We start from the raw sequence: 10,033 nt of genomic DNA on the forward strand, positions 1-10,033 counted from the left end.
CACCACTTCCAGGGACTTGACCTGATCCCCTACTTGGGAGAGGGGCGTTGGTCTGGGATTACTCGCGGCCGGAGCTGATCCAGCGGGGGTCGTCGGAGATGTTGCGGTCTCCGTGGATGGTCTGCGCGACCTGGTCGAGACGGTCCATCAGGTGTGAGGGGATCTGGAGTTCCATGCAGCCGAGGTTCTCGATCATTCGTGCGGATTCACGTGAGCCCGGGATGGGCACGCAGGCGACGTGAAGGTGCTCTGCCTTATGGAGCAGCCAGGCCAGGGCGACTTGAGCGTTGGACCCGCCGATCTGGGCTGCGACGTCGCTCACCATCGCAAGGGCTTGCTGGTTGGCGTCCCAGCCGGCCCCCATGCGTGCGGTACGTCCGCGGAAATCCGTGGCGATCTGCTCTCGGGTGAGCGTGCCCGTGAGGAAACCACGTCCTAGGGGGCTGTAGGGCACGAACCCGATTCCGAGTTCGGCGCAGGCGGGGATGACGTGGGTCTCGACGTCGCGGGACCACAGGCTCCATTCGGACTGGACGGCCGTAATGGGGGCTGTGGCATGTGCTCGACGCAGTTCATCCGCGGTCACTTCAGACAAGCCGATGTGGCGCACCTTGCCCTGCTGGACGAGCTGCGCCATCGCGCCCACGCTCTCCTCGATGGGCACCTCCGGGTCGGGCCGGTGCAGGTAGTACAGGTCAATCGTCTCGATGCCCAGACGTTGCAGGGATGCGTCGCAGGCCTTCAGGGCGTACTCAGGCCGCCCGTCGGTGGACTTCTGGCCCCGGTGATCCTCGCCGAGAGCGATGCCGGTGATACCGAACTTCGTTGCCAGTTGCACCTCCGGGCGGCGCTGGGCCAGCAGGGGGGCCAGCATTTCTTCGTTCGTCCCGGCTGGGCCACTGACCCCGTCGCGGGGCTTGCCGTAGACGTCGGCAGTGTCGAGCAGGGTGATGCCAGCGTCGATCGATTCGTTGAGGGTTCGACGGGCTTGGTCGTCGGTGGTACCGCCGTAGATAGGGCTCAGTGCCATGCACCCGAACCCGACCGGGGATGTGGTGAAGGTGCGCAGAGTGGTCATGGGGTCGGGCCTTCCTGGTAGGTGGCGATCTTGTACTCGGTGGCGGCCAGGGCGAGTTGGAGCTGGCTGATCTGGCGGCGCAGCGTGTCGCGGTGTTCGAGCATGAGGTCCAGCCGCTGGGGTATGGTCCGCGGGCCGGCGTCGACCAGGGCCAGGTAGTGCTGGAGATCGGCGATGGGCAGTCCTGCCGTGCGCATGCGGGTGATGAAGACCAGGCGGCGGATGGCCGGCGAGTCATAGCGACGGTGCCCGGCATCGTCTCGGGGGACGCTCACCATGCCGATGCGTTCGTAGTAGCGCAGCGTGTGGGCGGTGATGTTGAGGTGAGTGGCGGCCTCGGAGATGTCCCACCAGGTCGTCGGATCATCCCGGACGAGATCTTCCAATGCTTCCAGGGAGACGCCACCGGGAGGGTCCGTGGCCAGGCGCAGGGCTTGCTCCAGCTCTGGGTTCATGTCCGCGAGGCTAGGGCTTCGCGTGCGCTCGAACGCAACACGTGCCCGGGTAGCACATCTAGGACCCAGGCTCTTGCCCGTGCTAGAGTCTCAAGCATCATGATCAGCCCGTTGCCGCAAGGCGCGGGCTGATTTTCTTTGTGTGGGAGAGACGCGTGGAGTACACGAAGAAGTGGTTGCCTCTCGAGGCGCAGGTAGAGCGGCTAGTCCAGCGCGGTCTGGAGGTCGATGACCTGGCGCGGGCTCTCCGACTGCTCGAGTCCGTGGGCTACTACCGAGTAACCGGCTACCTGTACCCGTTCCTGGAGTCCGAGAAGCAGGTCGATGACCAAGGGCACACCAAGATCCGGGTGCTGAATAGGTACCAACCGGGCACAGCCCTGCATCATGCCGAGGAGATCATCGACTTCGATCGGCAACTGCGCATGCTGGTTATGGAGGGTGTGGAGCGCATCGAGGTAGCAGTGCGTATGCGCATCGGCTACGTGTTGGGGCGGACCTCACCGTTCGCGCACGAGAACCCCACCTGCTTCGACGACTCGTTCACGCGGGCGAACACTGACAGTCGTGACCCACGCCCCAGCAAGCAGGTGTTGTGGCTGGAGCGGGTCAAGCAACGCCGGGACGGCTCGGACGAACAGTTCGTCGCCCACTTCCGGCAGAAGTACGACGACCACATGCCGGTCTGGGCGTTAACCGAGCTGCTGGAGCTGGGACACCTGTCGAACCTCTACCAGGGCATGCTTCAGAAGGATGCTGAGGAAGTCGCCACGGCCTTTGGGATCCCCCAGAAGAAGATGATGGGCAGTTGGCTGGCCAGCTTGAACTACGTGCGCAACGTGGCCGCGCATCATGCTCGGCTCTTCAACCGCAAGCTCCAGAACGCCCCGTCCCGGCCGGCGGCAGGCATGGTGCCCCTCCTCGACCATCTGCGGGAACCCGCCGCCCCCAAAGGGGACTTCGGCACCTACAACGCCTTGGCGATCATCGCCTACATGCTGCGGCCCATCGAGGCGGAGCGGTCCTGGGCGCCGCGCCTGGCCGAGCTGTTCCGCACCTTCCCCACATCGCATGCCCTCTCAGTCCAATCGATGGGTGTTCCGGAAGACTGGCACACGCTTGACCTATGGCGGGGGTGAACTTCGGGCGCGAGCTGAGGCCTTGGTAGCGGGTCGCAGTCGGTGGCGTGCATCGCTTCCGAATCTCCTCCGGCGGCCTGGGAGCGGGCCCATCCGGTTACGGGACAAGCCGACCCGACGCCCTGAGAGGCTGTCTCGGATTTTGTGAAGGATGAGGGCAGTGATGAACTGTTCGGCTGTCAAACTGGGTATACCCAAAAGGGTCGGCATAGAGGAGCTTGCCGCCGCGAACCTCCGTAGCGGGCGAGAGTTAGCCGAAGGCGGCGATACCGGCGAGGCGTTCCCGCCCGCCGGTCGTGAGTAGCGCAGGGGCCGCGCGAAGACCTGCAGCGACGGATCCCAGCGCATTGGTGGAGCGATCTCGGAGCGTGGGGTGGGTGATGTACTCCACGGCTCGCGCGGTGACCTCTTGGCGGCTCTCGACGAAGGGGCGCACCGTCTGCTCGTACTCAGCGAAGGCAGCCGGATCGTCCGGTCCGTGCTCGCGGAGCTTCTGGGCCAACGTCACGGCGCCGAGCAGGGCTCCGTGGGCGCCGAGGCCGGAGAGGGGATCGATGCAGTGCGCCGCGTCTCCGACGAGGACGACTCTGCGAGTTGACCAGTGGGTGGTGCGGACCTGAGTGAAGCGAGTCAGCAGCACGTCGCTCGTCTCGAGCATTGCGGTGGCGATCGGGTCCAGCTCGCCGCCGATGCTGCGCAGCGCCCGCGCGACAGCCGCAGCCGGTGCACGCGGATCGTTCCGGGGGGCCTCCGGGGACGGGAGCGCGGCCACGATCTGCGTCGCACCGACCGCGGGAAGCGGGTAGGTGAACACGACCGTCCGATGGCGTCCGACGACTACAGCGTTCGGGCCCTCCATGGTGTGATCCACCGTTGCCCAGACGTGGGAGAGGCCGTTGCGATAGAGGCTGGCCTCACGGGGTGAGAAGACGAGGCTGCGCACCGTGGAGTTCACCCCATCGGCGCCGACGACGAGATCGAAGGTGCCGCTGGTCTCGTCGTCGAACCGTGCCACGACGTCATCGGATCGGTGTTCCAGGGACGACAGCCGACAGCCGAGCCGCGTCTCCACTCCTGGGGGCACATGTGCCAGCAGCTTCTCGATCAGCTGGGCGCGATGCGCCAAGCGGGAGGAGCCGCCGGCGAAGGTCATCTGCAATGGACGGGCCCCCTTGGTCAGCCGGAAGGTCGTTGCCGGACTGGGTGTGCTCACGCTGTCGATGACGTCGCTGACACCCATCCGCCGGAGGATCTTCTGCGCGACCGCGTCGAGGTCGAGGACGTAGCCGCCGCTCGGTGCTGACTCGTTCGCATCGATCAGCGTCACCTGCCAGCCGGTGTGATGCAGCCACCATGCTGTGGCGCTGCCGGCGATTCCTCCGCCGACGACCAGTGCACGTCGTCCCGTTGCGCTTGCGGGGCCCATAGATCTCCTCCTGCTCGGTACGTATACAGCTACTGTACACCAGTACTAGTACGCTGGTACAGTACTGGCGTCAAGACGAGGAAAGTGAGGATCAGATGGGTGCCGAGGGTGCATCGCCTACACGGCGGAAGAGGGATCCTGAGCGGAGACGGCAGGAGATCGTGCGGGCGGCGACGGAGATGCTCTTGGAAGGGTCGACCCTTTCGCATCGCGCGGTGGCGCAGCGCGCCGGTGTTCCTCTGGGAGCTACTACCTACTACTTCAGCTCGCTGCACGACCTGCGGGAAGCCGCGGTGTGCCAGCTTGCGGAGGAGGTGACCGTCGAGCTCACCGACCTTGCTGAGCAGGTCGCCGCCGCCGACGGCGACCCTCGAGTCCTCGCCCGGCTGCTGCACGACTACCTCACGGACACCGCGCAGGTGCGGGCAGACGCGGCCCTCTATAGCGCTGCTTCCCAGCATGAAGATCTGCGACACATCGCTCTGCGATGGGTTGACGGTTTCGTCGAGCTCGCCTCGGGCTGGACCGACCCCGCCACCGCCCGCGCCATCGTCGTCTTCATCGACGGTGCCAGCATGCACACGACGCTGACGGGCACACCGATCGACCTGAACACCCTCGAGCGCGCGTTCGTCGCGCTGCTCCGTCCTGAAAGCGAGTCGGCGTGAGCACAGACCTGACCCCGAAGACATCACCGTTGAGCAAGACGCGACGCTGGGCAGCGCTGGCGGTTCTCAGCGCCAGCCTCGTCGTCATCAGCATCGACATGACGATCCTGAACGTCGCCCTCCCCCACATCACAGCGGATCTCGAGGCGACGTCCGCGCAGCAGCTGTGGATCGTGGACATCTACTCCCTGGTCCTCGCCGGACTGTTGGTGCCCGTGAGCGCGATCGCTGATCGTTTTGGTCGCAAACGAATCCTTCTCGGCGGGTTTGCGGTGTTCGCCCTTGCCTCACTGCTGGTGCTGTTCGCGCAGGATGCGGGAACCCTCATCGCGATCCGTTCGCTCCTCGGGATCGGGGGCGCGATGATCATGCCGACGACACTGTCGATGATCCGTGTCATCTTCACCGATCCGCGCGAGAGGGCCACCGCGCTCGGCATCTGGGCCGCTGTGTCCTCGGTCGGCATGGCCATCGGGCCAGTCGTCGGCGGGCTGCTGCTGGAGTACAGCACCTGGCACGCTGCGTTCTTGATCAACGTGCCCCTGATGGTGATCGCGGTGATCGCCGGGCTCTTCCTGCTGCCCGAGTACAGGGCGGCCGTCCCGCCCAGCTGGGACACGGCCGGGACCATCGCGATTGTCGGTGGGATGGTGGCGCTGGTCTGGTCGATCAAGCACATCGCGAAGGAGGGCCTGACCGACCCGGTGTCGTGGGTCTCCTTCCTGGTCGGGGCCGCGGCGCTGGCGTGGTTCGTCCGCAGGTGCCTGCGTCGGCCCAACCCGATGCTTGAGTTGCGGCTGTTCCGCAGCTCGACGTTCACTGCCGGCATCCTCGCCGCGCTGTCCTTCATGTTCGCGATGTCTGCGCTGCTGCTGCTGTCGGCACAGTGGTTGCAGGTCGTCCTCGGAGTCTCTCCGTTGCAGGCTGGCTTGGCCATGCTCCCCGCGGTGTTCGCCGTGGGCATCGCCTCCCCGCTCGCGCCACGACTGGCCGCCCTCGTCGGACCCCGCGCCGTGCTCGGCGGTGGCCTCGCCATCGCTGGCCTGGGCTTCCTGGCCATCTACCTCGCCCCGCAGCCGCTGACCTACACGTCGATGGCTATCGCCTTGGTCCTGCTCGGCACCGGAGGCAGTTCGCTTGCCGTGGGGTCGGCACTGATCATGTCTGGCGCGCCGCAGGACAAGGCCGGCAACGCCGCAGCGCTGGAAGAGACCAGCTATGAGCTTGGAGCCGTCCTTGGTGTGGCGATCCTGGGCAGCGTCGCCAGCGCCGTCTACAACTCGGGATTGTCCCCGCGTGACATCAGCGCACTGGGACTGACCGATGCCCAGGCGGACGCTGTTCGGGAATCGATCAGCGGCGCTGCAAGCGTCGCCTCCTCCACCGGGTCCGCCGAGCTCATGCCGCTGGCCAACGATGCCTTCACCACCGCCCTGTCCCAGACCGGCCTTGTCGGCTTCATCGTCATGACCGCCGTCGCCATCGCGGTCACGGTCCTGGTGCCCCGCCATCACACCCTCACCTCGCAAGCGCACTGAAGACCGCCCGCCCTCCCGAGGAGCAGCGCCCGAACATCAGAAAGGAACCCGCCATGGCTTGGAAAAACCTGCTGTCCTGGCTCCCGTGGACGAGGCCTGCCTCCCACCTCATCGTCGGCGGAGGCATCACCGGCCTCATCCACTCCCTCTCTCTGACCGAAGCCGGGCACACCGTCACCGTCCTGGAGAAGGAGGATCACAGCACGACAGACCCTCGCACCATCGTCTTCACCCAGACCGACCTCCCCACGCTCGACGGGATCGGGATGGAGGGAGTCGTCCTCCGCGAGAGCGTGCCCTTCACCAAGCCCGTGCTCGACAGCGGGACCAGAGGTATTCCAGAGCTCTTCAGGGCTCCTGCTCTTGCGGGATCTCGGATCATGCCCCGAGAGAACCTGCACCGCCTGCTCGAGCGCACGGCGTACTACCAGGGAATCGACGTCCGTAACGGCCACCACGTCACCGCCATCAAGAACACCCCGGGCGGGCTCCGGCTCACCATCGATGGCAGGCCCAACATCACGGCCTCACGAGTCGTGGGTGCCGACGGTGCCGACTCCACCGTTCGTCGAGAACTACATGAGCTGCGGGGGTCGAGGAAGAACGTCCGATACCGCAGACCCTCCGTCTGGGCCATCTCCGGGAAGACCCGGTTGAGGGACGTGGGGCCTACTGCGCGCTTCGCGCTGGAGGACGGTCTGACCCTCACCGCGGCCATCGGCGAGTCCTGGTTCGTCGCCAAACTGGCCGATCTCGTCGAAGACGGCACCGTCTTCTGGAGCATCCGGTACGACGAACTGGCGCTCACTTCAGCGACCGAACAGTCCCCTCGCACCGGGCTGAGCCCTCTGCGGAGCGCCACCAGCCTCTTGAGCGAGCATGCCGCGAAGGCTGCCGACATCGTCGCCTCCGCCTACCTCACCACCCAGAGGAAGGTCACCGGCGTCAACCAGACGCGCCTGCGCAGGAGAAAGCGGTCAGAACTCATCGGACACGCACGCACCGGCGACTACCGATCCGGGTCACTCATCGCCGGCCCCCTCCAACCCGCGTAGAGAAGCGTCAGCAGGCGGGTACCGGACAAGGGCACCCCAGCAGGACAGTTGCTGGACAATCACTTACGGTTCCCAGTAGGGCTCGAAAGAGCACTTTTGCGACACTTCTGTCGCACTGGGTATACCCCTTTACACACCCCGCCCGCCCACGAGACCATCACGTCAGAGGCGGTCCCAAACCGGGTCGTTAGACAGAAGTGTCGGAGGGTCTAAGACGTGGTTGGACAGACGGTGGCTTATGTGCGGGTGAGCTCGGCCGAGCAGAACCTGGACCGGCAGCTGGAGGCGGTGGGGGAGTGCGACCGCATCTTCCAGGACAAGATCTCCGGCAGCTCAAGGGCCAAGCGCGCGGGTCTGGCTGAGCTGATGCGGTACGTGCGGGAGGGGGATCTGGTGAAGGTCGCCTCGATGGACCGGCTGGGCCGGGACACCCGGGATCTGTACGCGATCGTGGACGAGCTCACGGACAAGGGGTGTGCGGTGCAGTTCGTGTCCGAGCGGATCACCGTGGACAAGTCCGGCACCTCCCCAGTGGATGGGCTCATGCTGGGGATCCTGGCGGCGTTCGCTGAGTTCGAGCGCCGGCGGATCAAGGAGCGCCAGGCCGAGGGCATCGCCCTGGCCAAGGCGAGAGGCAAGTACGTGCAGGCCCCGAAGCTCTCGGACCCCGACGTGGAGCAGGCTCGGGTGATGATCGAGATGGGGATCCCGAAGGCTGAGGTGGCGCGCACCTTCGGGGTGAGCCGGCAGACGCTGTACACCTCATTACGGCGCGTTGCCCTATAGCGACTGCCACATGTATCACGAATGGTAGATGGATCGGATTTGACCGTCATGGCGAGAGGTCAGAAATTTCCTTCGGATTCACGGGTCACGGATTGATCCGGCGCTCGGCAGTACGGACCATGCGCAGGAGTAAGTCAGCGAGCTGAATAACCTCCGCAGCTTCCGATGGGTCGTCAAATGAGACAGTGCGATGACTGGCGGGATTCTTAAACGTGCCGATAGCCCCGGCGAAGAGATCGGCGGTGGCCTGCTGCTCGCCTCCCTCTGCGTCAGGGTCGCGAAGGACTCCGTCCTTGGGGCTAAAAGCCTTACGCATCAGGTTTACCCCGAGCAAATCATTAGTCAGGCCTGCAACGCGTCGGACCTCCACCTCCACACTTTTCATCGCAGCGAAGGCAGCCGTCTCGTAGTCTCCGAGGGCGAAGTTTGTTCGGGCCGAGTCGAGGGCAGGGTCCAGATCCCCCGACAGACGTTCTCCTGCCCAAACCTTGGCCACAGCGGCAGAATCCCGGGCAATCTCCCGCCCCAGGGCCGTGGGGCGTTGCCAATTTCCGGCCTGCGGATTCATCACAGACGGGCCTAGGAGGGCGTGGGCTTCCAACCACGCCCAGGCGTCCGATAGCCGGGCTAGCAACGCGTCGATGTCGGCCGGACCGGGCTGCCCGAAACCGCTTGCGTTTTTCAGACCGGCCAGGATGCTGTTGTAGTTGGCTTGGTCGTCGGCAAGGTTAGCAAGCAGCTTCACCGCCAGGTCGGGAAGGGGCAGGTTGCGAAGGTCATCATGTGAAATCACTCTCGAAGGATGCCAGCTCATGTATCTCCCCGGGCAGGATCCGGCGACCTCGGCTGTTCAGGCAGCGGGCTTCTCCACATGCGTGTCGATGAGGAATCCTGCGATAGCGAAGCCTGCGTTGACCGCCAGCTTCGCGTGTCTCGGTACGGGACCAGCGGCGTGCTTGCCGCGTCCGTGGGCATCACTGAGTGCGTTGCGCATGCCGGCCAGGCCGCCGACCATAGTCACCGCGCCGCTGAGTATCTGCTTGATGATCTGTTCCGTGTGCTGGTCCGGGGCAATCTGCATCGCAGCTGCAGCTGCCTTGTAGAGCTTCGGGAGGTCCCAGCCGTTGTCGTAGGGCACCTTGCGTTCATCGCAGATGTGCTTGCAGATGCTCTCTAGGGTTGTACGGGTTGCGGTGATCGCCCCTTCCGGGTCGGCCGTGACCTTGTCTAGCGCAGCTTTCCAGGACTTGGACACCGCCTGCCAGTCAGTGAGCTTGGCCAGGCTCTCAGCAGCGACATGCGCGCCTGGTGTCCCTTCGGCCAGGAGTAATTGCCGCAAAGTGCCGACTTTTTCCGCTGCAGGCATCCCATGGGCCGGTTCGCCGTCGTAGTTGCAGAGGTCTAGCAATAGGGACTTCTGTTCCGGCACGGTCAAGGACTTCAGGCCGGACTGGAAGATTTGCCAGCGAGAGGGCCCACCTCCACCCCACCCGGCGTAGGGGCCCAGGGCATCCGTATGTTCAGCGAACAGGCGATGTAGCTCGGGGCCGCTGAATCCCGTGTCTCGGGCAAACATGCTGGTGGCCAGCTCGACGATCCGATAGGGCAACTGGGGAGAGGGCATAGACACTATTTTCACCGAACGCCGGGTATGACCGGGCCGCCCAGTTCGGTGAAGTGCCCTGGGTTTCGTTCCGAGGCCAGGACGCAACGGGCGCTGAATCCTGATCGTGAGTGTAGGCGGCCTCGACCTCTGCGGGAGTGCGGTAGCCGAGGGTCTCGTGGAGGCGGGCGGTGTTCCACCAGTGCACCCACCCCATGGTGGCCAGTTCGACCGCCTCGACGGACTCCCAGATCCGCTTGGAGTGGATGAGCTCGGCCTTGTAGA

General features: G+C 65.2%; 10 protein-coding genes and 1 pseudogene. 5 read left to right on the top strand and 6 right to left on the bottom strand.

Annotation, left to right across the window (positions count from 1 at the left end; all coding sequences use genetic code 11):
• Positions 1-58 precede the first annotated feature (58 nt).
• Together SJ20_RS09400 and SJ20_RS09405 are read right to left on the bottom strand one after the other, a co-directional pair.
• Positions 59-1,078, bottom strand: coding sequence for an aldo/keto reductase (locus SJ20_RS09400; protein WP_044659737.1), 1,020 nt, complete (start codon positions 1,076-1,078; stop codon positions 59-61).
• Positions 1,075-1,533 carry a MerR family transcriptional regulator gene (locus SJ20_RS09405; RefSeq protein ID WP_044659738.1) on the bottom strand — a complete coding sequence of 153 codons (459 nt, stop codon included), beginning with the start codon at positions 1,531-1,533 and terminating at the stop codon, positions 1,075-1,077. Before SJ20_RS09405 ends, SJ20_RS09400 begins: the two co-directional genes overlap by 4 nt.
• A gap of 155 nt (positions 1,534-1,688) precedes the next feature.
• On the opposite strand from SJ20_RS09405, the gene SJ20_RS09410 reads away from it, so the two are divergent.
• Complete coding sequence (locus SJ20_RS09410; protein ID WP_044659739.1) at positions 1,689-2,672, top strand: Abi family protein; 984 nt, start codon at positions 1,689-1,691, stop codon at positions 2,670-2,672.
• Positions 2,673-2,922: 250 nt separating this feature from the next.
• On the opposite strand, the gene SJ20_RS09415 is transcribed toward SJ20_RS09410, so the two are convergent.
• Positions 2,923-4,098 (bottom strand): NAD(P)/FAD-dependent oxidoreductase, encoded by a 1,176-nt coding sequence (locus SJ20_RS09415; RefSeq protein ID WP_082067631.1) that lies wholly within the window; start codon positions 4,096-4,098, stop codon positions 2,923-2,925.
• Between the two features lie 215 nt (positions 4,099-4,313).
• Between SJ20_RS09415 and SJ20_RS09420 the strand changes: the two genes are divergently transcribed.
• The 4 genes from SJ20_RS09420 to SJ20_RS09435 all read left to right on the top strand — a co-directional run bounded on the left by SJ20_RS09420 (position 4,314) and on the right by SJ20_RS09435 (position 8,145).
• Positions 4,314-4,766, top strand: a complete 453-nt coding sequence (locus SJ20_RS09420; RefSeq protein ID WP_006214762.1) for a TetR/AcrR family transcriptional regulator — start codon at positions 4,314-4,316, stop codon at positions 4,764-4,766.
• The gene (locus SJ20_RS09425) at positions 4,763-6,304 is read left to right on the top strand and encodes an MFS transporter (RefSeq protein ID WP_044659741.1); all 1,542 of its coding nucleotides are present in this window, start codon (positions 4,763-4,765) and stop codon (positions 6,302-6,304) included. The genes SJ20_RS09420 and SJ20_RS09425 overlap by 4 nt, the downstream gene beginning before the upstream one ends.
• A gap of 53 nt (positions 6,305-6,357) precedes the next feature.
• On the top strand, positions 6,358-7,359 hold the full coding sequence (locus tag SJ20_RS09430) for an NAD(P)/FAD-dependent oxidoreductase (RefSeq protein WP_044659742.1): 1,002 nt from the start codon (positions 6,358-6,360) through the stop codon (positions 7,357-7,359).
• Positions 7,360-7,599: 240 nt separating this feature from the next.
• On the top strand, positions 7,600-8,145 hold the full coding sequence (locus SJ20_RS09435; protein ID WP_369798831.1) for a recombinase family protein: 546 nt from the start codon (positions 7,600-7,602) through the stop codon (positions 8,143-8,145).
• Positions 8,146-8,230: 85 nt separating this feature from the next.
• On the opposite strand, the gene SJ20_RS11785 is transcribed toward SJ20_RS09435, so the two are convergent.
• The 3 genes and pseudogenes from SJ20_RS11785 to SJ20_RS11900 all read right to left on the bottom strand — a co-directional run.
• Positions 8,231-8,959, bottom strand: a complete 729-nt coding sequence (locus tag SJ20_RS11785; protein WP_082067633.1) for a TIGR02391 family protein — start codon at positions 8,957-8,959, stop codon at positions 8,231-8,233.
• Positions 8,960-8,995: 36 nt separating this feature from the next.
• Positions 8,996-9,769: an abortive infection family protein gene (locus SJ20_RS09445; protein WP_044659744.1), complete on the bottom strand. Its 774-nt coding sequence runs from the start codon at positions 9,767-9,769 to the stop codon at positions 8,996-8,998.
• Between the two features lie 112 nt (positions 9,770-9,881).
• A pseudogene (locus tag SJ20_RS11900) lies at positions 9,882-10,033 on the bottom strand (integrase core domain-containing protein); the annotation flags it as partial.

This window comes from Micrococcus sp. MS-ASIII-49, assembly GCF_000946635.1.
In the GTDB taxonomy this organism is placed as follows: Bacteria; Actinomycetota; Actinomycetes; order Actinomycetales; family Micrococcaceae; genus Micrococcus; species Micrococcus luteus.